Origin of the sequence: Methylophilus sp. TWE2, assembly GCF_001183865.1 — a bacterium.
GTDB lineage: Bacteria > Pseudomonadota > Gammaproteobacteria > Burkholderiales > Methylophilaceae > Methylophilus.
In genome coordinates, this window is the sequence record NZ_CP012020.1 from 160488 (window position 1) to 182686 (window position 22199).

General features: G+C 42.4%; 20 protein-coding genes. 6 read left to right on the forward strand and 14 right to left on the reverse strand.

What is annotated here, in order from left to right:
* Positions 1-13: 13 nt before the first annotated feature.
* The 4 genes from ACJ67_RS00750 to ACJ67_RS00765 form a co-directional block, all read right to left on the reverse strand.
* Positions 14-199 carry a hypothetical protein gene (locus ACJ67_RS00750; RefSeq protein ID WP_019880929.1) on the reverse strand — a complete coding sequence of 62 codons (186 nt, stop codon included), beginning with the start codon at positions 197-199 and terminating at the stop codon, positions 14-16.
* A 510-nt stretch (positions 200-709) separates the two neighbouring features.
* Positions 710-1159 (reverse strand): DUF6527 family protein, encoded by a 450-nt coding sequence (locus ACJ67_RS00755; protein WP_019880930.1) that lies wholly within the window; start codon positions 1157-1159, stop codon positions 710-712.
* Complete coding sequence (locus ACJ67_RS00760) at positions 1149-2318, reverse strand: ThiF family adenylyltransferase (protein WP_019880931.1); 1170 nt, start codon at positions 2316-2318, stop codon at positions 1149-1151. The genes ACJ67_RS00755 and ACJ67_RS00760 overlap by 11 nt, the downstream gene beginning before the upstream one ends.
* Positions 2293-2574: a multiubiquitin domain-containing protein gene (locus ACJ67_RS00765; protein ID WP_019880932.1), complete on the reverse strand. Its 282-nt coding sequence runs from the start codon at positions 2572-2574 to the stop codon at positions 2293-2295. The genes ACJ67_RS00760 and ACJ67_RS00765 overlap by 26 nt, the downstream gene beginning before the upstream one ends.
* A gap of 128 nt (positions 2575-2702) precedes the next feature.
* Between ACJ67_RS00765 and ACJ67_RS00770 the strand changes: the two genes are divergently transcribed.
* The 5 genes from ACJ67_RS00770 to ACJ67_RS00790 all read left to right on the forward strand — a co-directional run bounded on the left by ACJ67_RS00770 (position 2703) and on the right by ACJ67_RS00790 (position 5998).
* Complete coding sequence (locus tag ACJ67_RS00770) at positions 2703-3290, forward strand: sigma-70 family RNA polymerase sigma factor (RefSeq protein ID WP_019880933.1); 588 nt, start codon at positions 2703-2705, stop codon at positions 3288-3290.
* Positions 3287-3691 carry a hypothetical protein gene (locus tag ACJ67_RS00775; protein ID WP_019880936.1) on the forward strand — a complete coding sequence of 135 codons (405 nt, stop codon included), beginning with the start codon at positions 3287-3289 and terminating at the stop codon, positions 3689-3691. Before ACJ67_RS00770 ends, ACJ67_RS00775 begins: the two co-directional genes overlap by 4 nt.
* Positions 3692-4178: 487 nt before the next feature.
* On the forward strand, positions 4179-4607 hold the full coding sequence (locus ACJ67_RS00780) for a ProQ/FinO family protein (RefSeq protein WP_019880937.1): 429 nt from the start codon (positions 4179-4181) through the stop codon (positions 4605-4607).
* A gap of 106 nt (positions 4608-4713) precedes the next feature.
* Entirely contained in the window at positions 4714-5436 is a 723-nt protein-coding gene (locus tag ACJ67_RS00785; protein WP_019880938.1) for a ZIP family metal transporter, read from the forward strand.
* Between the two features lie 115 nt (positions 5437-5551).
* Positions 5552-5998 (forward strand): MgtC/SapB family protein, encoded by a 447-nt coding sequence (locus tag ACJ67_RS00790; RefSeq protein ID WP_231587210.1) that lies wholly within the window; start codon positions 5552-5554, stop codon positions 5996-5998.
* Positions 5999-6350: 352 nt separating this feature from the next.
* On the opposite strand, the gene ACJ67_RS00795 is transcribed toward ACJ67_RS00790, so the two are convergent.
* From ACJ67_RS00795 to ACJ67_RS00825, 7 genes are all read right to left on the reverse strand, one after another.
* On the reverse strand, positions 6351-7406 hold the full coding sequence (locus ACJ67_RS00795) for a DMT family transporter (RefSeq protein WP_049637478.1): 1056 nt from the start codon (positions 7404-7406) through the stop codon (positions 6351-6353).
* 39 nt (positions 7407-7445) lie between these two features.
* The gene (flgB, locus tag ACJ67_RS00800; RefSeq protein WP_019880941.1) at positions 7446-7886 is read right to left on the reverse strand and encodes a flagellar basal body rod protein FlgB; all 441 of its coding nucleotides are present in this window, start codon (positions 7884-7886) and stop codon (positions 7446-7448) included.
* A gap of 35 nt (positions 7887-7921) precedes the next feature.
* A complete protein-coding gene (locus ACJ67_RS00805) occupies positions 7922-10168 on the reverse strand; it encodes a cation-translocating P-type ATPase (RefSeq protein ID WP_231587211.1) in 2247 nt (748 codons plus the stop codon).
* Positions 10169-10265: 97 nt separating this feature from the next.
* Positions 10266-13355: an efflux RND transporter permease subunit gene (locus ACJ67_RS00810; RefSeq protein WP_049637480.1), complete on the reverse strand. Its 3090-nt coding sequence runs from the start codon at positions 13353-13355 to the stop codon at positions 10266-10268.
* Between the two features lie 9 nt (positions 13356-13364).
* The gene (locus tag ACJ67_RS00815; protein ID WP_019880945.1) at positions 13365-14546 is read right to left on the reverse strand and encodes an efflux RND transporter periplasmic adaptor subunit; all 1182 of its coding nucleotides are present in this window, start codon (positions 14544-14546) and stop codon (positions 13365-13367) included.
* Between the two features lie 9 nt (positions 14547-14555).
* Positions 14556-15833, reverse strand: coding sequence for a TolC family protein (locus ACJ67_RS00820; RefSeq protein ID WP_231587212.1), 1278 nt, complete (start codon positions 15831-15833; stop codon positions 14556-14558).
* Positions 15834-15899: 66 nt separating this feature from the next.
* Positions 15900-16265 (reverse strand): hypothetical protein, encoded by a 366-nt coding sequence (locus ACJ67_RS00825; RefSeq protein WP_049637481.1) that lies wholly within the window; start codon positions 16263-16265, stop codon positions 15900-15902.
* A gap of 285 nt (positions 16266-16550) precedes the next feature.
* Between ACJ67_RS00825 and ACJ67_RS00830 the strand changes: the two genes are divergently transcribed.
* The gene (locus tag ACJ67_RS00830) at positions 16551-18248 is read left to right on the forward strand and encodes a phosphoethanolamine transferase (protein WP_019880948.1); all 1698 of its coding nucleotides are present in this window, start codon (positions 16551-16553) and stop codon (positions 18246-18248) included.
* 11 nt (positions 18249-18259) lie between these two features.
* Here ACJ67_RS00830 and ACJ67_RS00835 read toward each other — a convergent pair whose 3' ends face one another.
* From ACJ67_RS00835 to ACJ67_RS00845, 3 genes are read right to left on the reverse strand one after another with little or no spacing between them, the layout of a single operon-like run.
* On the reverse strand, positions 18260-19681 hold the full coding sequence (locus ACJ67_RS00835) for a site-specific integrase (protein ID WP_019880950.1): 1422 nt from the start codon (positions 19679-19681) through the stop codon (positions 18260-18262).
* A 12-nt stretch (positions 19682-19693) separates the two neighbouring features.
* Positions 19694-20221 carry a hypothetical protein gene (locus ACJ67_RS00840; protein ID WP_019880951.1) on the reverse strand — a complete coding sequence of 176 codons (528 nt, stop codon included), beginning with the start codon at positions 20219-20221 and terminating at the stop codon, positions 19694-19696.
* Positions 20214-22163 carry a hypothetical protein gene (locus ACJ67_RS00845; RefSeq protein ID WP_231587214.1) on the reverse strand — a complete coding sequence of 650 codons (1950 nt, stop codon included), beginning with the start codon at positions 22161-22163 and terminating at the stop codon, positions 20214-20216. The genes ACJ67_RS00840 and ACJ67_RS00845 overlap by 8 nt, the downstream gene beginning before the upstream one ends.
* Between the last annotated feature and the right edge of the window lie 36 nt (positions 22164-22199).

The following is a 22199-nucleotide window of genomic DNA, read 5'->3' on the forward strand; positions in this document are numbered from 1 at the left end:
TATCCAATAAAAATCAAAAGACTGTAATATTTAATGACTCTTCTACAGCTCGTCTTTGTTCATTACGAATTTCTTCAATTTTGGTCGAAATCTGATTAGAAAGATTGTTTCGAATTTCCTGTGCTTTATCTTCAGGCATCGGAACGGTTTTGCTTTCACTCTTTGCTACTTCAAGAACGAATAAACCTAGATTAGACATGGTTAACTCCAATATTTAAGCATGATAACGACGCTTAATCTGTAAAGTTTAATAACTATGTTTTAATTTGAAACCTTAGATGAGATAAAGGTTTCTTGTTGTTATTAAATAATCACGCAAAAAAATAGAGATTGCTATCAATCTCGACTTAAGTATCTATATTGTTTGCAAATTATCTCTTTGACAATTTTGGTTGTCAATAACGGGACCTTGTGAATGCGATGACTTCGATGGCTGCGAATGGCGCTTAATCTTTAGGCGTTGCCTTATGGCGCGTGCGGAAGATTATTGGTGTAGTTAAGGTGGATTTTGGAAGATATCGGCTAAGAAGTGCGTTCATTTGCATTTTAGGCAGATGTTTATTCGATCTTTAAAAGATTCCGCTAATAATCTTTTAGAAAAATGTATCTTTTTTGTAACAAGCGCAACAAATTCGATGAGTTTGGATCAGTTCGAAGAATTTTCAGTAAGAACAAGTTATTCGTTTGGAGCGATAACTTGTTTTTAGGGTTATTGAAAAAAGCGAGATATTTTTCTGAAAAGAGTGATGATTAAATTCTGATCGATCTTCTCGGGCTGAGCGTTAGAGTTCGGACGATGATTCTCTTGCATATCGGCAACCTTGTAGTGCTGAGATTTTGCGTATTTGTCTCTTTTCCTTACTTCGTCGATTTCTTCTTTGGTAAATTTCCCAGACCATTTGATGCTGCCATTTTTGATCCAGTAATGGGATTGACAAGGAAAGCTCCAATTCCCGATTGAAGGATGTAACGAAACATTCTCACCGTCAAACATTAGCTTCCAGTCAGTGGGGGATAGTGGTGTCACGACTTTTTCTCCGCAGCCACAACAACAGCTATGAATCGCTGTTCCATACGCCATGGAAACGTAAATGACTCCCTCTTCTAAAGAGGGAGGCATAAACTCTACGAACTCTGGTTTAAGAAATTTAGTTTTCATTTTCACATTCACTTAAGTACAAGTTTGTATCGACTGTGTAAGTCGAATGATGCTCGTTTTCGTGATCATGGTAAAAACCACTGAGTTTTTTCCATTTAATGACTGCAAGTGATGCGTTTAATGAGTTCAAATCCGCGATCTGAATATTCTGTGCATACTCATCATCATCCCTGTCATGGAGCGATACTTTTCTAGCAACGTGGTCACGTTTGGTCTGGGTGCTTGTTGTGACACGTACTGTAGCAATTAAGGCATCGTTTATTGCTTGCACACCAATTCCAACATCTATAAAAGATGTACCGTCACCTTCAAGTTTTGCGATAAGCAGTTTTTTAATCTCTCCCTTATCAATGCATATGAAAACGAAATCAAAGTCAGGTAACTCATTGATGTTGGACTCATTGAGATATTCAGAATGCGCAATTATGTTTTTATGCATATTTGAATAGATGCTTCTGAAGTGATCTACTTTGAAGCTTTGTGCATTTAACTGCTCAAGACTAACTGCACCTGGCGCCCGAAAGGCATTGTGCTGTAGAAATTTATCGCCATCATATAAATGAATTTCAGCCACAGGTGTTTTAGCTACTAAATCCAATACATATGATCCAGTGCCGCCAAGCCCAATAATCGCGATCTTTTTATGTTTGAATTTATCGTTTATTGTTGAAATACCAGCTCTGCTAGACCATGAGTCTAGATAGTGAAAAACGGATTCAGAATCGACCGATTCAATAGTCTTAAACGTACATGCACTCAATCCAGTTGGTGCTGAAATGATGTCGATATAGCGTTTCATTTTTTCGTAGTAATTGGGATAGCCGAAGCCATCACGAGGTTTACTAGAAAATGAATGGTTTATTTCAACACCTTCTGCCAAGGTTTGATTGTGGGATGCGTGTCTAAAGCCTTCGATAGGTGACCCATCTTTGTGGCAAGGGTAGTCACCTTTAAACATTCCCACATGGGTGTCAGGCTTGGTTGTGACATTGCCCGCAAGATGAAGGGTCGAAACCAAAGTGCCATACTTCAGTTCTCGGTTCGAGTTAATATAAGGTACGCCTGAAATCAATAAGTGGCCTGATTTTATTTGAACCTCATATCCTTCATCACGTAACCTTTTTAGGTCGGGACTATGATTTATCAGTTGGTGTGACATTGAATACCATGCCTTTCTTTGCTTTAACTGTATCGCCAACATCCATAGATCCTTGTTGATTAGAGGAGGGGCCTTTTCTGTATGTGACGGTGTAGATTACATTGCTACCAACAACCGCACCAGGGAAGCCTAGTTGAACCACCTCTAAATAGGTTAGATCTTTGTCTTCTACTGTATGCTGGGTAGCATTTACGATGATTGTAATTTCGTGGCCCTTTGCTTTGTCTGCTTGTGATTCTTTTTCAATTTCACTCATGATGTTCTCCGTTAAAAACTATATTCATATACTGCATAATTGAAAGGGCTACGAAAGGATGGCATTCAGACATTTAAAAAAAGAATATTTTTTTGTCTGCGACTGGGGTTTTTAGAGCCATACATTCTATGGAACATAAATTGGCGCTGAGCGATAAAAATTTAGAAGATTTTTTAACCATATCTGAAATAAAGGTAGGCTTTGACGCTTTTACTGAAGCTCAATGGATAAAGCTTGGTAAGACAGCAAATAACCTATGCAGAGGTTTGCCAATTGAGGGTGCTGATCTTTTACATATCGTGATCTGCAGAGCTCTTGAGGGTAGGCGGAGATGTCGAAGAGAGTTGCCGATGGAGGTCTTTATTTATCATGCAATGGAAAGTGTTGTGGATGCTTTTATTAAGAGGCGTAAATCAGACCCCTTGGAGAACACGATACATCCATTAGATAGTGAGGATGCTATAGAACTGATGGATATGCTGGACAGCAGGATTGGCACACCTGAAGAAGAGATGATTGCCAACCAAACACTGCAAGCACTCAAACAGTTATTTGAGGGGGATGAAAGGTCCATGGAAATTTTGACTTATCAAATGGACAATTTGCAGCCCGCAGAAATACAGAAGCTAATGGAATTAACACCCGTACAGTATGCAAGTGCCTTAAAGGCAATTAGGCGTAAGTATGACAAGTTAGGGTTACAGGAATCGTTATGACTAAACAATCAAAGCAATCTATTGAGCAGTTATTCAATATAGCTAAAGCGGTATCACATCAGGTGATAAAGCTGCCTGATAGAGAGGTACTAGATGAAGACAATGACTCTTTTACGAAGAGTGAGGGCTTTATGGCGAAGAGAGCATATCTAAAAGCGCTCCAGACAGTAGGTGCCAAAGATACTAAGCAGGTTGAACCAAAGGTGCCAAGTTTCAATTTAGCGAATACTCTAATGAAGGGAGTGAGTGTAAAGGTGGCGCGGCAAAAACTCATGGGACTGAATGCGGCAAATGATCCCTCGTTACAATTAATTGCGAATTCAGCCAACCTCTTGAATGATGAGGAAATATTAAAAACCTACCAAGCCCTTTTATCTGCAGGGCTATTGGATATCGGGTAACTGGACTTCAGCCGCTCTGCTAGACACATCATAATTTCTAAAACAGAACGGCTGAAGTCCAATGTGGCCAAATTTTGAGGGTTGAAATATTTGTTGTCGTCAGAAACTTACCTCAAGATTCAGCGTCACTATAAGTTGGTAAGGTTGCTAAAGTTTTGCAAACCATCTACCTTCGTAGCATGTAACTTCGGGTGTGTCCCACCAAACCCTAGTGCTTATGCTGGTGATGTAAATCAGGGAAATGCTGGTGACTGTGATTTAATGCCATATGTTCATGCGGGTGCATATGAGGCTCCGATCCATCCCAATCAAAATCATGTGTATGTTGATGGTGTTCGTCATGAGAGTGAATATGTTGATGACGTAATTCCCTGTGATGATGTAGGTGAGCATGATGTTCGGTTACCCCCTCTCAAATCGATTGCATGTATATAACTATCTGTTAGAAAATTCGTCTTAAGAAAAACAACCAACCGCATTTATTACCATGGGCCTAGAAAAACTCGCCGAACTCAAAAAGCAGCTTGCGGAAGAAATTAAACAAAAGCAGCCAGCAAAGCCAGCTAAACCCAAGAACACTGCTCGAGTAGATCCTGTGGTTTTGATCATAGGCAAACTTCAGAAGTTTTACCCCAAAGCATTCCCTAAAAACCCGATACCTAAAGTACCTTTGAAGATTGGGGTTCTAGAAGACCTTCAAGCACGATCCGAAGAGATTGGCATTTCAAAGGAAGACCTACAGCTGGCTATTAAAACTTGGTGTAAAAGTTCACGCTACTGGCAAGCATGCAAAGAAGGAGCAAACCGATTAGATTTAGACGGTAATCCGGATGGTGTAGTCGAGGCGGCTGGTGCTGCCCATGCTAGAGGGATGGTTCGAAAACAAGCCAAACCGAAACAAACTTCACCTGAGTAATTTAACCTTAGGGTTTGGGTAATAAAGCTTATTGTTTTAAAACTTACAACGAAAACTATGATCATTCTCTGGATGTATTACTAAATTAGATAGGAGATAACTTTCTATGCAGGCGGCGTTTAGCATTCTCACATTTGCTTTTTATCCTGCATTGGCCGTAATCTTTGGAGGGTTGATTGCGCTGTGGCGGCCGTTGAAACCGGGGACTGTTAGTGCTATACAGCACTTTGCTGCTGGCTTGCTTTTTTGCGCCCTAGCAACTGAGCTCCTGCCGGACCTAATGCACCGAAAGCTTCCCTGGATTACTCTAATTGGATTCACCTTGGGGGTGATGATCATGCTGGCAGTTAAGCACTTTGCCGAGAAATTAGGGCAAAACACAATCAGTATCGCGACTACTCCAACTAGCCTGATCGCAATTCTTGGCATTGATGTGGCCTTGGATGGTTTGTTAGTGGGGTTAGGGTTTGCTGCCGGCCAAAAGCAGGGCTTGCTGCTGACCATAGCACTTACCCTTGAAGTTCTATTTCTTGGATTGTCAGGGGCATTAGCATTAGCTCAAGCCGGAAATAGTCGCAAGAACACCCTCATGGTGTCTATCGGATTCTCTCTGATATTACTCATCGGAGCACTTGCCGGCAGTGCCTTGCTCGTTTTTGCGAGTGACACCGTAGTGGATGCAATCTTAGCATTTAGCCTTGCTGCCCTGCTGTATCTGGTCACAGAAGAATTGCTTGTTGAGGCTCATGAAGTACCCGAAACCAGTTTCCAGACAGCGATGTTTTTCTTGGGCTTCATCTTGCTGCTCACCATTGAAATGTTAATGTAGCTCTGCTTTATCAATTAGACGAAACGAGACTTTTGATGCATTCAGAATACGCGCCAAACAACTCCAACAACCAAGGAAAGCGAACTAGCTGGCCGCACAAGTGGAGGGGCAGATAATGGATTGGGATACCGAACTATTGCTGACCTTCCGCATTTTACTGGCTGCCGTGCTAGGTGGCCTTATCGGCTGGGAACGAGAAAGCCATAATCGAGATGCCGGCGTTCGAACCTACATGGCAGTTGCAGTAGGCTCCTGTGCCTTCAGCATCGTATCCAACCACATTCCTGGTGTAGACACCCGAATCGCTGCGCAAGTCGTTTCAGGTATGGGTTTCATCGGAGCGGGAGTTATCCTACAGGTACGAGGCCGGATTCAAGGATTGACCACAGCTGCGACATTGTGGGCAACGGCTGCTGTTGGAATGGCGAGTGCCTTCGGTATGTATCTGCTCGCTTGCCTAACCGCCTGCCTGATTTTTGGTACGCTTATTCTGAATCACTTTCCAGGTTGGGCAAACTTCTTCAAAAGACATCACCCCGACTCTGAATCTACTAATGAGTAAAGGCAAAAGGCATAAATATGTAATTTGTAGGAAAACCAAAACACGATTTTTGACTTTTGATAGCGCTAGATCTAGTGAATCAATAAGCGTGCGGATCAAAAATACAACTGGATCAGCGAGTAAAATTATGAGAATTATTATATTCTTCAAATTTTTGACGATCTAATGTTTTTTAGGGTTCTCACCATACATCTTACGATAATATTTTAGAAAAGGCTCATTCAAACTTAATTGAGATAATTATCACTCGCTTGAGAGAAGCATAAAATTGCCACGAGACGGAAATGAAACCATAAGCTGGCCGAGTGACATGAGCATAACTTGGTCTTGGGAAGGGTATATCCCACAAAAATTAATGCTTATGTTGGTGATGCAAATCAGGGAAATGCTGGTGACTGTGACTTAATGCCATATGTTCATGCGGGTGCACATGAGGCTCCGATCCATCCCAATCAAAATCATGTGTATGTTGATGGTGTTCGTCATGAGAGTGAATATGTTGATGACGTAATTCCCTGTGATAATGTAGGTGAGCATGATGTTCGGTTAAATGAAGCCATACACCGATGATCATCAAGACCATTGCTGCCCAGAACAAGCCATCTGGCTGCTCATGTAGTAATAGAAAAGAACAGATTACGCCAGCAAAGGGAGCAGCAGAAAAATATGCTCCTGTCCTGGCCGTACCAATGTGGCGCAAAGAAATGACAAACAATACCAGGCTGACTCCGTAACCCAAGAAGCCGATAATAGCCGCACTTACTCCCGCAGAAAAATCAGGCAATGCTTTACCAAGGCTTAATGCGATTGCCAGATTCACAAAACCAGCTACCAAACCTTTGATACAAGCAATTTGTAGAGCATCATTGGCCGATATTTTTCTCGTGAGATTGTTGTCAATTGCCCAACACGCACAGGCTCCTGCGATCGCCACCGCACCCCAAGGAAAAGCAGTATTCAAATGCTTAGGCCATGATAACAACAAGCTGCCACATACAATACTGGCCATCCCAATCAAGATACGACGATCAAAATGCTCCTTGAATATGAACCAGGCTAGTAGTGCAGTCAGGACGCTTTCAAGATTGAGTAATAGTGACGCCATCGAAGCAGGTGTGGATAGCAATCCTTGCATAAGTAAGACTGGTCCAAGCACACCTCCACATACTATTGCACCTAATAACCATGGTAAATCCGGTGCCTGGATAGGCAGGCGCTCATGATTATCGCGTTGAAATAATCGAGTGAAGCCATACAGCAGAAAAAGGCCAAGTCCACTACCTGCATACAATAAACCGGCGAGCATTTGTGGTGAAACATCACTAATCAAAAGCTTGGCGACGGGGGTTGCCAAGCCAAAAAGAATGGCAGCTAATATCGCATAAATTGCATCAGGATGTATGGTCATAGATTAGTATTTCGACTCAGCATAATGCCATAGTGACCGTTATTTATCTTGCCCGTTAATAGCCGCCATCACCTCTTTGATTTTATCAGTCATCATCGTGAGGCTTGCTTCGTAGCGAATTCCATTATCTACATAAGCGTTTCGCTCTACGTCCATATCAACGGTATTGCCATCTACGGATCCTTGTCTCAATGATCGGAATAATACGTCACCTGATCCGGGGTAACCATTGCCAGCATTACCATTCATATGAGCATTATTGGTTTGCTGCATTTCACTTGCAGGTTGTGTTGCAGGACCAACTCCAGCACTTTGTTGAAGCGCTGACTGCATTGCAGATTGAAAGTCAATGTCACGCGCTTTGTATTGGGGCGTGTCAGCGTTGGCGATATTTGATGCGAGTAATTCTTGGCGCTGGTTGCGTACGCGCAGTGCTGCTTGGTGAAAGTTAAGTTCAGCATCTAATTTCTTAAGTATCAATTTAGACCTCCTAAAATAAAAGCTGTTTATTTGTATTAGGTTCTTGATTGCCGATTGAAGTAAATCAATCTCAAACCATTAAATACCACTAGCAAACTTGCACCCATATCAGCAAAGACAGCCATCCACATAGATGCATTGTCAAATAAGGCAAGATATAAAAATACAAACTTGATGCCCAAGGCTAGAGCAATGTTCTGCCAAAGAATGGCATGCGTTTGTTTTGAGAGGCGAATTGTTTCAGGCAACCTACGTAAATCATCATTCATTACCAAAACATCTGCTGCTTCCATCGCAGTGTGTGTCCCAGCTGCTCCCATCGCAAAACCAATATCAGCTCGTGCTAATGATGGCGCATCATTGATCCCATCACCCGTCATCGCAGTCACACCAAATTGTTGCTGAAGGGATTCAATTTCCTTTAATTTATCCTCTGGCAAGAGATTACCTTTGACTTCATTAATGCCAGCCTGGATACCTACCGTTTTAGCGGTAGCAAGATTGTCCCCAGTTAGCATTACAGGTGTGACTCCAAGTCGTATGAGTTCTGAGACCGCTTCTTTTGAAGAGGATTTGATCGTATCCGCTACCGAGCAGACTGCCAGCACCTTTTCGGAAGTGGCCAGTAAGCTAACCGTGCGACCGGCATTTTCTAGTTTGGCTAATTGCATTTCCAATTCGGAGGAGCAAAGGTTCATCTCCTCAATCCAGCGATGGTTTCCCAAGAAAAAGGTACTGTTTCCAATTTTGGCCTGTACTCCACGTCCAGCAACAGCTTTGAAATTCTTCACATCCTTAGTTTGCCCAGATAAGCCCTCAGCAATTGCTTTTGACACGGGGTGATCTGACCGAGATGCCAAACTATAGGCAATACTTTTTAACTCAGTGGGATTAGACTGCACATCAAATACATCAAAGCTAGATAGCTTGGGTTTTCCTTCAGTAATCGTTCCTGTCTTGTCTAGCGCAACCGCTTTTATCTTACGGGCCTCTTCAAGATAAACTCCACCTTTGATGAGTATGCCTCTTCTCGCTGCTGCTGCAAGGCCACTTACTACGGTAACAGGCGTCGATATCACCAACGCACACGGGCAAGCAATCACCAGTAATACAAGTGCTTTATAAATAGACTTCATCCAGGTCCATTCCAGTAAGAATGGCATCCAGAGAGCCACGATTAGCGCAAGAACAAAAACCGCGGGTGTATAGATCGCCGCAAAGGAATCTACAAATCTCTGTGTCGGCGCCCGGGAACCTTGGGCTTGCTCAACCGCATTGATGATTCTGGATATTGTGCTGTTCGAAGAAAGGGCAGTGATTCGAATCTCTAATTCAGCCGCTTGGTTGATAGTTCCGGCAAACACTTGATCATTTGGAGACTTATCCACTGGTAGGCTTTCGCCGGTAACAGGAGATTGGTCTATAGCACTCTGCCCGGAAATCACAATGCCATCTAGCGGGATACGTTCACCTGGTCGAATACGCACTTTTGCATCAATTGGAATATCTTTGACCAATTCACGCTTCCATGCCCCATCCGATTGCAAAACCTCAGCATCTTCTGGGGTTAATTCCATCAAGCTCTTAATTGCGTTCCGTGCTCTATCTACAGCCTTAGCTTCGATAGCTTCTGCGATTGCATAGAGCGCCATCACCATTGCAGCCTCAGGCCATTGACCAATGAAAAATGCACCGGTGACAGCAATGGTCATTAATGCATTGATGTTTAAACGTCCATCATTAAATGCTTTGAGTCCTTTTATATAAACATCTAACCCTGTCAAAGCGATTGAGAGACCAGCCAAAGCCATTCCAAGATATCGAATTTCTTGGGTACCTGTAAATGCAAACTCCAGGACTTCGGCTGCTACTGCCAAAACCAAGCCGGCAATTGGTTTGCCCCAACTGCTCCAAAATCCTTTTGGAGACGCTGTAATGACTTCAGAGTTTTTCTCATCAAGGATTAATTCAGTTTCAAAACCTGATTTCTTGATTGCCTCCATAGCTAATGGGATGCTATTCGCATCTGCATCTATGATCAGTTCACGTGCGCCCAAATTAAATCTTAAGCTTTTGATTGCATCAATCTTTGCAAGCGCACGTCTAATCTCAGCTTCCTCAGAAGCACAATCCATGGATGGAATACGAAATCTTGCTTGATCTACAGTAGATAAAGAGGTTGTCAATGTACCCTCTGAAAGTGCAGTAGTAATTACTGGTTCTTTATCAATGCAATCACTGCATTGCTTAGCTTCATTTTTATGATTCTTAGATCTATTCACGATATTCTCCTCAATGGAATCATGAAACATTTATGCTAATGATCAGGCTGCTACAAATACAACCTGATCCGATCACTTAATTAACCAAAACTCCAAATCAATTTGGGTTTTTAGCTTCGTTGAGCTCCCTCCTTGTTTCCATCCAGTCGTACGCAACCGGCAGGAAAACCAAGGTAAGTGCCGTAGCCGTGAGAAGGCCTCCAATAACCACGACAGCAAGTGGTCTAAGGATTTCTGAACCGACACCGGTTGCAAGTAAGAACGGGATCAAACCAAAGATCTCTACCATGGCCGTCATCATCACAGGCCTTAATCGGAGAGTGGTACCTTCCAGTACAGCCTCATCTACGGACTTGCCTTCTTCGCGTAAGCCATTGATAAACTCCACTAAGACAATACCGTTCAACATGGCCACCCCGAACACTGCGATAAAGCCAATCGCCGCAGGCACCGAGAGGTACTGGCCGGCAATTGCCAGAGAGAAAATGCCGCCGATTGCTGCGAAAGGCACATTGGCAATAATCAGTCCGGCATAACGTAGTGAATGGAAGGCTGTGTAGAGAAGAACGAATATCAGACCAATGGTAAGCGGTACAATGATTGCCAGCTTAGTCATGGCTCGTTGCTGGTTCTCAAATGCGCCACCCCATTGAATCCAATAACCACTTGGAAGTTTTACTTGCTGCTCAATCGCGGCTTGGGCCTCTTTAACAAAGCCATCAATGTCCCGGCCTTGCACGTCCATTTGAATCACTGCGTAACGTTGCAATTGCTCACGTCTGACAAATGAATAACCCTCTTCAATATCAACGCTAGCAACTTGAGACAACGGAATCAACGCACCCTGAGATGTTGAAATGGGGATATCGTTAATTGCTCGAATATCACTGCGGTACTCCGGTTGTAACCAAACTTGGATGGCAAATCGCTTCACACCGTCAATCAGCGTAGAGACGGGCTTGCCACCAATGCCTGATTGCACAACTTGTAAGATATCATCAGCATTAATGCCATAACGGGCGATCGCTTCACGATCCACATTGATAATGAGTTGCGGTTTTCCTATGTTGGCTTCCAACGCCAGATCTGTAACTCCATTAACTTTGGAGACCACAGCTCTTACCTGATTAGCGATACGATCAATGGTTGCAAGATCTTCACCATAGACTTTTGCAGACAAAGTTGCCCTGACGCCCGAGATCAATTCTTCAACCCGAGACTGGATAGGTTGAGAAGCCGAAATAACAGCCTCAGGGACATCTTTTTCAACTTGCTCCTGGAGCTGCTGCGCGAGGTCGCCATAGGTAATTTCTTGAGGCCATGAGTCTGCTGGTTTTAAATGCACTAGTACTTCCATGTAGTTCACGTCAGCGGTTTCACCCTTTTCTGCACGACCAATCATTGCCAGGCTGCTTTGCACTTGGGGCATTTTTTTGAGGCTCTTCGCCACACGATCAGAGACTGAAATAGATTGCTCAAGTGAGGTAGAAGGGATGCCTGTCACCCTAAAGAGAATGTCCTGTTCCTGCAGGTTGGGCATAAACTCTTTGCCCAGGAATGGAAACATCGCTAAGGCGGCAATGAAGGCAATACCCGTAGAGCCTACGACTAGCTTCTTATGTGCCAAGCACCACTTCAGCAGAGATACATACTTAGGCTTGATTAAGCGAATCAGCCATGGATCTCTCTCTTCCTTTGGCTTCAACGCCAAAGAACACAACACCGGAATAAGTGTCAGCGTCAGGATCATTGAGCCAATCATGGCAAAAGTCATGTTGATGGCCAAGGGCTTAAATAGCTTCCCTTCCAGCCCCGTCAGGGAGAAGATAGGCAGGAAAACCACTGTGATGATCAACACACCAAAAGTGATTGGATTGATCACCTCTCGTGAAGCATCGAGTACGATTTTGGATCTATCTACCTTTTGACCAGCGAAGTGAGCCAAACGACGGAAGCAGTTCTCAACAAGAACCAGTGGGCCATCAATGGTCATACCTAGGCCAATAATCAAACCACCCAATGACATCAGATTAGCTGAGATGCCATATTTCTCCATGAAGATAAAAGCGATCAGACGGCCCATTGGGATTGCTACAACGACGACTAAAGCCGAACGCACTTCGCCAAGCAACATGAACAGCACCGCAATGACTAGCAATGCGCCCTCAATCATGGCGCGGTCTGCCATACGTATAGCCTTGTCAATGATCGCGGTTCGATCATAAACAGTTTCCAGTGTCACACCCTTAGGTAAGGTGGCTTTCACCAGCTCCAACTTCTCTTTGGCAGCATCAACCACTTGCTGGGCATTTTCACCAATCCTGGCAAGTACCATACCCATCACAACTTCCTTGCCATCTTGCGTAACAGCACCAAAACGGGGGCCTGCGCCTTCAACTACTTTGGCAATGTTTTCTACATAGACTGGCGTACCCTGGTTCTCAGAGACGACGATACGTTGAATATCGCGGCTATTTTTAACCAGCCCTAAGCCACGCACCAAGAACTGTTCTTGGCCAATATTGACGTATTGCCCACCAACCTGATGGTTATTTGCCACCAATCTGTCGATGACTTCAGAGAAGGTCAGGCCATATTTGAATAGCTTTTGAGGGTCGATTTGAACCTGAAATTGTTTCTCGTTGCCTCCCCAGGATGTGATGTCATCGACTCCGGGTACGGTACGCATCACCATACGCACATTCCAGTCATGCAATGTGCGAAGATCCATAGTGCTTTGCTTATCGGACTTCAAGGTATACCAAAGTACCTGACCTAAACCTGATGTGTTAGGGCCAAGTGTTGGTTCGCCATAGCCTGCCGGCATTCTGGAGCGAGCATCAGCTAGCTTTTCACCCACCAAAAAGCGAGCCTGTTGTATGTCAGTAGTATCAGAAAAATAAACACTGATATAAGACAAACCAAACAATGAAACTGACCGAATCTCCTCAATACCTTTCAGGCCAGCCAAAGAACTCTCGACTGGAAAAGTAATTAGCTTTTCAACATCTTCAGAAGCAAGTCCAGGAGACTCCGTGTACACGTTTACCTGCACAGGAGTCACGTCTGGGAAAGCATCTAGAGGGACTTCCTGCCATGCTTTGACACCGAAAAAAACCACGACAACAAAGGCAAGAATGACAAGAAGCTTGTATTTGAGGGCAGCATCTAATATCCAATTCAACATGCTGTTCTCCTAGTGCTCATCACTGATTTGTGATTTGAGTTGTCGAGCTTTTAGAGCATATACGCCTGTCTGAACGATGCTTTCATCTTCAGTTAATCCAGTTTTGATTTCGACATACTCGTTATATCGGGCACCTAGTTCTACAGCTCTTGCTTTAAATCCGCCATCTTCGCTCACGTAGACATTAGGGATACCTTGTACCATCACGACAGATGTATTAGGTACAACTAGAACATCCTTCGTACCAGAATGATTCAGAACGACCTTGGCAAACATGTCGATGCGAAGCTTTTGCTCTGTATTAGGCAGTTCGATACGCGCCTTGACCGTACGGGTGGTTTTATCCACCACACTAGATAGGTAGCTCACTTTCCCGGTAAATACCTCATCGGGATAAGCGGTCACAGTCACACTGGCTGTTTTACCGACTTCCAGATATTGCAAATCCCTTTCTGGAACATCGGCATCAATCCACACCGTTGACATGTCCGCGATGGTGAAAATGGTATCTGCTGGATTGGCTAATTCACCAATCACTGCATTTTTCTCTATCACGATGCCGTTGAATGGTGCTTTCAATAGGTAGGTAGATCCACTCTGCTGATCCAGACCGCCATACATTCTTAATCTTTCAGAGTCTGCGTAGAGCGCTGATTTAGCGCGCTCCAGTGCAGACTGAGATTCAATGAATTGCTTTTGTGGCACAACCTTGTCTTCATACAGCTTGGATATACGATCAAAGTTCGCCTGAGCTAGCGTTAGATCGGTCTTAGAGCTTCTGAATTGTGCACGAGCCTCCCCCATCGGAACACTGTCAATCTCAGCTAGGGTTTGGCTTGTTTTTACATGGTCTCCAAGATTGGCGATCACTTTGGACAGCTTCCCTTCAATACGAGGCGTGACATGAGCCAGTTTATTTTGATTGGCCAAAATGTTCGCTGTAAAACTGAGCTGATCCTGTATGGGTTGCTTGGTCACTTTGGCGATAGTGACACCACTTTTCTGTATCTCGGCAGGACTTAATTTAATTAAATCCTCATCAGCTTTTGTCTCCGCTGGGATACTTGAGGTTTCTGTTTTCGGCTCTTGAGGCTGGTTGTTCTCAGAACTGCACCCGCTTAAAATCATGAGAAAAATGATGACTGAAAATGCCAGTGCAATCACGTATAAATTTCTGAAGAACTTTAGCATTTTAGTTTCCTAGTTTTGATCAGTTGCAGCTATAGGGGATAGCCAGCCAGAGATATATTCCAATTCGATCTGCACGAGGCGCAGTTCTTTCTGAGCATCAATGATGTCTCGCTGCGCATCCACAACCTGCCTTTGCACAATCAATAACTGAGGTAAGCCGATTTCTCCGTTTTCAAAGGCTTTCTTGGAAAGTATCAGGTTTTCTTCCAACCTCGGATATACCTCGCTATCTAACCGTCTTACACGGTCTTTGATATTTTCACGACGTAACCATGCGGCCTCTATAGTCGCTTTTGCATTGCGAGTACCAGAGGTGCGGTTGATTTCTGATTGGGTAAGCTCAGCGGCCGCACGACCTACACCCGCAGCATTTCGGCGGAAGATAGGCAATGGCAAAGAAACGCCGATGGATGAGATATTGTCGCTACCTGCCAAACTGGCTTCGGTGGTATTGATCAGACTCACCGTTAAATCTGGATAGCGCATGCTTTTTTGCAGCTCCAAGCGTGAGCGTGCAGAAGCTTCTTTACTGGTTAGTGCCTGAATGCCTGGGCGGGAGTCTAATTTGTTGAAAAGATCCTGCAATGTATATTGCGTCTGATTTGGAGTTAATTGCCCCGTGACCTCTGGAAAGTCGTTGGCATTGAGTTGTAGTGTGGCAGCTAGTTGGGTTCTGGCACGCAGTAGTTGTTCATTTAAAGAGATCAGCTGATTTCTTGCGCGTTCAGCATCAACGATGGCTAGATTACCATCAAGCAAACTATCTTCGCCGGCACTTACCCGCTTGCGAGACAGGGAGGTGTTTTGCTCTATGAGCTTGAGAATGCGCTTTTCAACTTCGATACGCTTTTGTACTGCGAGCACAGTAATAAACTGCTCTTCCAACTGTGCATGCAGGACACGGTACTCTTCAGCAATGTCCTGGCTAATTGCCGTTTTGCTTTCCTCAGCTGCTTGCCTACGGAAGCCTTGCTGTCCGGCAATCTCAAAGGTTTGAGAAACGCCTATGCCATATTCACCTCGATATGGGTCTGATGCGCCAGTTTGAGCAATACGACGTGTTCTCGCCTCAAGGTTGACTGTTGGGTTGTAATAAAGTGGACCTGATGCATCCTGGAATTCGCCAGCCGGAATACTCTGGTTGGCGATCAAGCGTTTCAGATCAGGGTTATTCTGGGCAGCAATATTCCAAGCTGCATCCAATGTTAATGGTTCAGCTTGTATAGCTGGAGCTATGAAGAAAGCTATTGAAAGTAATAGCCATCTTCTAATAGATGATTCAAACACGGCAAGACCTCTCTCGTTAGATCAATGATCAAGATGCTGAACGAGTCAGCATCTTAGACAAATTGACTAAATGAGTGCAGGAGGTCTGTAGAGACTTTTTAGGACAGGGTTGGTGAACTGATCTTTAGGCTCAGTTTTGAAAATCGTCGAGCCCAATTGGGAAAGTGTACTAACTAATTCATTGGTCTCAATAGCCGTGATATGTGCAGAGATATGGCAAGCATGATCACAAAACTGCTCCGGCATCGGGACAGTTTGATTATCTGAGACCGAAGTGATTTGTGACTTATTAATCAAATGGACATCTTGCATAACCGCTTGAGACGCTACAGCATCATCAAATAAAACTTCAGGCGAAAAGGCCCACGCCGATGAACTCATCACTGAGATCAGCGCAAGAAATACCATGAATTTTTTAAAAATTTGATACATGCCTTTTTAAATCTAACAATAACTTATTGATGAGTCAATGAGTTTAGTGTAACTAAATGTACAAAAGTCTGAATCCCCGAATCATACTTTTGAATCTGCCTCTTAATTTCTGTGGACTATCAATAAAACCAATCATTCATGGGTGCATTTTTTGCAGGAAATTTAAGATATCACTCTGCAAAAAATGCATGGCTATCAGGATGAGTTTTAATTAAATATATAAAATTCAATCGGTTACGAACTGGCATCTGAATTGCTTATCAAGAATGATAATCATTAGAAGATATGACGATGCTTTCAAGTACTTTCAAAACAGGGATTGCAAAATACTTTTCTGTACCGGAAACACAAACCAAGTGGATATTGGCAATTTCGTTATTCATTATGGTGACGGGCAACCTTTCCCTTTGCCAAAACTTGCTGAAAACATATCCAGTAAGTTTCCATAACCTACCTTTCCTGGCCTCTCTAATAACTTTCTTTTTTGCGACGATCGCTATCGTCTTTCAGATTCTTTGCATTGGCAGAACAACAGCAAAATGGATATTAGCCATATTGCTGATTGTTGCCTCTATCAACGCGTATTTTATGGATAGTTTTGGTGTGGTCATCGATCACACTATGATGGATAACGTAGCGCAAACTGACTTTAAGGAAATGCAAGGATTAATAAGCATTGAACTCTTGCTTAGGCTAGTTCTATTAGGCTGCATACCAGCCTACTTGGTCATCAAATTCTTTCCCAAAGGGTTGGCCTTCAAACAAGAAGTCAAAGGTCGACTCAAAGCGATTTCTGTTCTTGTGTTAACTGCCATCGTAGTCGTGGCACCATTCACTGCAGGTTATGCTTCGTTCATTAGAGAGCATAAGATTGTAAGGTTTTACGCAAACCCCACTTACTCCATTTACTCCGCTTACAATTACCTGAATCAAGAGGCAAAAGTTTACGAAGCACGTAATACAGTGCTCAAAACGATTGCTGGGGATGCAGTAAAAACCTCAACTACGGGCAATAAACGTAAGTTGATGATTATGGTGGTTGGTGAAACAGCTCGCTTTGACAGATTCTCACTCAACGGTTATCAGCGAATTACCAATCCCAACCTTGCAAACGCCAATGTGATTAGTTTCGATAACGTGTCCTCTTGCGGTACGTCCACAAGTGTTTCTGTGCCATGTATGTTTTCTTCTCTGGGTAAGAAAAATTACGATAAACAGGCAGCATTAAAGCAGGAGAATGCCATTGATGTGCTTGCCAGGAATGGCGTCGATGTATTGTGGAGGGATAATAACTCCGACTCCAAAGGCGTTGCCTTAAGAGTTAAATATCAAAACTTCCAGTCCACAACATTGAACCCAGTCTGCGATCCAGAGTGCAGGGACATCGGCATGCTGGATGGCCTTGATAAACATATTCAATCTAAGAATGATAAAGACATTTTGATCGTGCTGCATCAAATGGGAAACCATGGCCCTGAGTACTTCAGAAGATACCCCGCTGCCTTTGAGAAATTTAGCCCGGTTTGTAAATCCAAAGAGCTAAAAGATTGCACCAAACAGGAAATAGACAATTCTTACGACAATGCAATTCTCTATACAGATTACTTTTTGTCAGAGGTCATCAAGTTTTTAAAACCCTATGAAGAAAATTATGATGTTGGGATGATGTATATCGCGGACCATGGTGAGTCGCTCGGAGAATACGGGATGTATCTGCATGCAGCACCGGTGATGATTGCACCCAAAGAGCAAACTAAAATTCCACTGATAGTTTGGACTGGCAACTCATCTGCCTTTCCAGAAAACCACTTAAGGCAACATAAAAGTGCCGTGCTTAGCCATGATGATGTCTTCTGCTCATTGTTAGTAGCGTATGATTTCCGCTCCAGTATGTGCACGCCATACATGGAGGCTGCCAGACATCTACATAACTCATTAGACCATGATGCAGTTGCGACTGATAATAAGGGAGTCTCAAGCTAAGTGATTTTTGATTATGTAGCTTCAGTGATGTGGCAAGTATTTAGGTCATCTTCAAAAGCATCCAAATATTTTTGTATCTGTACCAATATTTCAGTTGGTGATGCTCCAGAATTAAGCTCTCCTGAGAGTTGTTTTAAAGTGTTCTGAAATGACTTAACAATTCTTTTGGTATTGACTACATTCAATGTATTTTTGAAGTTTGTAACTTCTTCAAATGCGAGATTTATGTAAACATCGAGTGAAGCAAGATTTGAATGGCCGGTAAATTGTTGAACAATTTGTTTAATAGATTCAACTTCAAGTAGAGCGCGTCTAAAGCTATTAGGGTTATCAAACTCATGTTGTTCAATTAACGCCACAAATAATTTGGTAATAAATCTATGGCGAAACATATGAGGGCAACATTTTTCTACTATACCAGCTGCTTTTGAAAGTATTGAGATTTCCTGAGTTATGGTGTTTGAACGGAGTTGCTTTCCCGTTCTTTCACTGATTAACACATATCCATCATCTTCTTTGAATCCACAAGTTGCACGTATAACACTGCGCCTATTTTTTTCTATGAACTCAAGTAAAAATTTCGCATCATGACTAGCAATTGGAATCATTCTATGCGCTACAGTGCCGCTTCCTTTTTTTATAGTAATTAGATTCAGTAGTGGTTTAGGCATGCTTGCAGCGATACGAACACTTTCACAAGTTAAGTCAGCAACCTCTGAACGGCGACCGCCAGTGATTTCTAAAAGCTTCAACATGAGGTAGCGTCTCTTCCGTAAGAATATGGATGAGCTTGTTGGAAGTATCACCTTTCTAATTTTATCAATAGCTTCTGTTCCAATAGGTAGCCGCTTTTTTTGAGGGTCTGGAGTAGGAAATGCGCGATGAGTCCAATATTTCCTTGTTGGCTTTCCTTTTCCGGTGAAATGATTAGAGCTGACTTGTTTAATATAAAACTCTTTTTCCTCGGCTTTAATTTGACCATTGCGACCGATGAAGTTCTCAAGTTGATAAAGCCTTCCTACACATGCTAAAAACTCGAGACAATTACGGCCGATAGCGATTACCGAATTTGAGTCTCGTGCAAATAATTCTGGCTGACGCTTTCTTTTTTCAGCTTGTAGCATTTTGATAAATTGGCAGAAGTGATTATCTGTCAGGTTTATCAATGAAATTCTGTTGTAAAAAGCATATCTTAAAAGATGACTTATATTGGTAGCGTAAGTGAGCAGGGTCCCGCCGCGATTTCTTCTAGAGAGCCCTTTATTGTAAAGTTCTAATATATAAACGTTAGCCTCAAGACACCACGTCCCGTTAGGCCAAGATATCATTGGAATATTTGTTGCATCTTGGGGGATAACTCGATGTTGCTGATCAACATATAAGGGAAGCTGAAATTTATTGTCTGTGCTGTTATAAAGCTTAGATTTAATCATTTTTCATCTTCATCACATTTTTAAGTGCGGAATGTTTCTGAGCGTTAACATGTCTAAAAGCTCTCTTTGCTCTTTTTTGCACAGGGCTTGAGTAGGTGAGTCAGATCGGCTGGCATAAACAGCCCCTTGCCGTAATGATTTTTCAAATGCTAAAGTTAAAAGTAAGAGATCATGTCTAATGGATTGCATTTCTTTTTCTAATTGTTGATTGACAAGTAGAAGTCCGGCTTTGGTTTCCTTATTAGGTTTTTTATTTGTATGTAAGCTTGATTCGAGAGCTAACAGTGCATTGATTCTTGACTTGTTTAGTCCCTCGTAGCCGCCATTTATAATTGAGTCTGCAATTCTTTTTTGAGTATTAATTGATAGGCTAAAGATTCCTTTAGATGTATTTGAGAATTTTGCTAAGGCTCCTTGAGATTTTAAGGCTGTGTTTAGTTGCTGATCATGAATATACGTTTCTGGATGATTGATAACCTCCCGTAACAGGCTTGATAGTGCCAACAAGGATTGATTACTTTTTTCAATACGTTTATCCATTGAATTTCTCCAGGGGGCTTTCTTTAACTTTTATTGCAATGCGGAAAGATTGTCCGTCTGGTGTCATGAAGAATATTGGTTCAATTTCAATATGACCTGCTAGTAAAAGCTCTTCTATGTATTCTTGCAATTCATCACTATCGAGAACAGAAAATTCTCTGGTGCCAAAATGTTTTTCTATAATGTCTGCTAATTCTTTACTTTCTATTGGATCTGTCCTGATGATTTCACTGCCGAATTGGGCTTTTGATGCACGAAGAACATATCCAGGTGTAGATTCAGTTATGTAATGATAAAGATGCTCAATGTCTGTATGGCCCAGAAACCAGCGTAATGTCTCCATCCCACCAAAAGAATTTCCCCAGAAAAATAACATTGCAAAGAAGCGACGTAATTGATGCTGTCGCATGTAATAACGTTCACCTTTATCGTTCAATCCAGTTTCAAAGTAATCACAAAACAAATCTAAATTTGAGTTGTATTTTTTAGTGTTAGCTGGTCCCGGAACGCCGGTATGCATATTAGGATATGAAAAAAGCTCTACCTGCCGATTGCTGGCTCCTATATCCTGAAGCCGCTTGTGGAAGTGTTCTAGTAAATCAATCATCTTCACTGCTACAGGAGGGATTGGTCTAGCTTCCTTTTCTCTAATGTCACCTATACCAGATTTTCCATTATCAAAAATTAGATTTCTTTTCTCTAAATCAACTGACCTTCCAGCAATTAATCCAAGTAATTCAGCTTGTCGACGAGCAACTAAAGTCCCTGTGCTGAATTGAATTGCCCCAAATAGGATTCTGAGAACTTCAAATAGCCCTTCATTATTTCGTAATCTTTGAAAATACTCAGTCGAAGTCAGTCGCGCGCTATGCCCATGCCTTGATTCAAATGGACTAATTAGCGTTCTGAGGTTCCAAGTTCTGACACCCATTGCCTGAATTTTGGGATCTAATAGGGGGCGTATATCATTGTTAATGGAGTATGTGAAGCAACTTACACCCTCTTTTCTTGCAGCTTCAATTACCGCAATTGCACTGTCAAATATTTGCTTACCATTGGACAGGGTAAATTCAATGGCTTGTCTTAAAGACTTAAGAACAATTTCATTTGGCACAGTTTTGAAGCGACCTGTTTCTTTCAAGCTGAATTTATCATGACTGAAGGCTGAGTCAGTTGCATTGAGTGCAAGAATTGGAACTGGTAAGCCAATTTCTTTGAGTTGACCAAGTGATCTAATAGCTGAACGATATGCTGACCACTCCTTGACGCTCATCGTCTCTTCCAAAGTCGTAGTGACTGATGCTCTGGGGTATTCCTTCACATAACTATTAATTTGATCGAAAAGTAATTCAGGTGCTTGAGGCTTAGATGTAAATGCACGAATTGTGTTTGGATAGATTATTTCAAATAATTTTTCATAATCAGGTGAGAATCGATAACTCTCAAGGCTTTTTTTGGTTCGATAATCAGACTTGTAATAACCTTTATCCCATAGTATTGCTCTTGCATAAATAATCTCTTGCTTATCGAGTTGAAGCATACAATCTTGCTCATCAGGTATATCAAGTGCTAGCTCAGAATTGTTTTCAATGAGTGCATTCAATTCATTAATGTTCGCTTCCGAAATTTCTCGTTTCAAAAACTCGGTGAGTTTGATTGGTAACTGATAAATGCTCGTTGATGTTTCATTTGAAGATGCTAGTTGCGCGAGTAAATTGAAAATATCATTTTCAGTTACATTCATTAGCCCGTATTGGGACAATTTGAATTGACCAGCATTTAATAAAAAATAATCGATTAACGAAAATACCCTTCTACATGAGTTATAAGCAGAGCTAATTGATATTAATTTCCCACCGGTTATGTCCGAATGACTCTGAATGCAAATCCAACATTTAAATAAATGTGTTCGCCAATCTAATTTGAGCATCGGTTTCAACATTTGCTGAGCACCCATTTCAGAACAGATTGAGCGGTA

Excerpts from the sequence above, each read along its gene's own strand:
- ACJ67_RS00770 (WP_019880933.1), top strand. The coding sequence starts at position 2,703 with ATGGAACATAAATTGGCGCTGAGCGATAAAAATTTAGAAGATTTTTTA.
- ACJ67_RS00785 (WP_019880938.1), top strand. The coding sequence starts at position 4,714 with ATGCAGGCGGCGTTTAGCATTCTCACATTTGCTTTTTATCCTGCATTG.
- ACJ67_RS00845 (WP_231587214.1), bottom strand. The coding sequence starts at position 22,163 with ATGTTGAAACCGATGCTCAAATTAGATTGGCGAACACATTTATTTAAA.
- ACJ67_RS00840 (WP_019880951.1), bottom strand. The coding sequence starts at position 20,221 with ATGGATAAACGTATTGAAAAAAGTAATCAATCCTTGTTGGCACTATCA.
- ACJ67_RS00755 (WP_019880930.1), bottom strand. The coding sequence starts at position 1,159 with ATGAAAACTAAATTTCTTAAACCAGAGTTCGTAGAGTTTATGCCTCCC.
- ACJ67_RS00765 (WP_019880932.1), bottom strand. The coding sequence starts at position 2,574 with ATGAGTGAAATTGAAAAAGAATCACAAGCAGACAAAGCAAAGGGCCAC.
- ACJ67_RS00775 (WP_019880936.1), top strand. The coding sequence starts at position 3,287 with ATGACTAAACAATCAAAGCAATCTATTGAGCAGTTATTCAATATAGCT.
- ACJ67_RS00835 (WP_019880950.1), bottom strand. The coding sequence starts at position 19,681 with ATGATTAAATCTAAGCTTTATAACAGCACAGACAATAAATTTCAGCTT.
- ACJ67_RS00795 (WP_049637478.1), bottom strand. The coding sequence starts at position 7,406 with ATGACCATACATCCTGATGCAATTTATGCGATATTAGCTGCCATTCTT.
- ACJ67_RS00830 (WP_019880948.1), top strand. The coding sequence starts at position 16,551 with ATGACGATGCTTTCAAGTACTTTCAAAACAGGGATTGCAAAATACTTT.
- ACJ67_RS00790 (WP_231587210.1), top strand. The coding sequence starts at position 5,552 with ATGGATTGGGATACCGAACTATTGCTGACCTTCCGCATTTTACTGGCT.
- ACJ67_RS00810 (WP_049637480.1), bottom strand. The coding sequence starts at position 13,355 with ATGTTGAATTGGATATTAGATGCTGCCCTCAAATACAAGCTTCTTGTC.
- ACJ67_RS00815 (WP_019880945.1), bottom strand. The coding sequence starts at position 14,546 with ATGCTAAAGTTCTTCAGAAATTTATACGTGATTGCACTGGCATTTTCA.
- ACJ67_RS00750 (WP_019880929.1), bottom strand. The coding sequence starts at position 199 with ATGTCTAATCTAGGTTTATTCGTTCTTGAAGTAGCAAAGAGTGAAAGC.
- ACJ67_RS00780 (WP_019880937.1), top strand. The coding sequence starts at position 4,179 with ATGGGCCTAGAAAAACTCGCCGAACTCAAAAAGCAGCTTGCGGAAGAA.
- ACJ67_RS00760 (WP_019880931.1), bottom strand. The coding sequence starts at position 2,318 with ATGTCACACCAACTGATAAATCATAGTCCCGACCTAAAAAGGTTACGT.
- ACJ67_RS00825 (WP_049637481.1), bottom strand. The coding sequence starts at position 16,265 with ATGTATCAAATTTTTAAAAAATTCATGGTATTTCTTGCGCTGATCTCA.